The organism is Pseudomonas sp. E45-MNA-CIBAN-0222, from assembly GCF_040310405.1.
GTDB lineage: Bacteria > Pseudomonadota > Gammaproteobacteria > Pseudomonadales > Pseudomonadaceae > Stutzerimonas > Stutzerimonas stutzeri_AC.
Genome location: NZ_JBEOPU010000248.1, coordinates 1 through 234, shown reverse-complemented (window position 1 = coordinate 234; position 234 = coordinate 1). Strand labels below are relative to the sequence as shown.

General features: G+C 58.1%; 1 pseudogene. It reads left to right on the top strand.

Annotated elements, in window-relative coordinates:
- Positions 1 to 7: 7 nt before the first annotated feature.
- Positions 8 to 234, top strand: a pseudogene (locus AAEZ08_RS23490) (cytochrome o ubiquinol oxidase subunit I); the annotation flags it as partial.

The following is a 234-nucleotide window of genomic DNA, read 5'->3' as shown; positions in this document are numbered from 1 at the left end:
GGGTGGTCTGGCGCTGTTTGCGGCACTCACCTACTTCAAGAAGTGGACCTATTTGTGGACCGAGTGGCTGACGTCGGTCGACCACAAGAAAATCGGCGTGATGTACATCATCGTCGCCATGGTCATGCTGCTGCGCGGTTTTGCCGACGCCATCATGATGCGTACCCAGCTGGCCATGGCCACCGAGGGTTCGCCTGGCTACCTGCCGCCTGAACACTATGACCAGATCTTCAC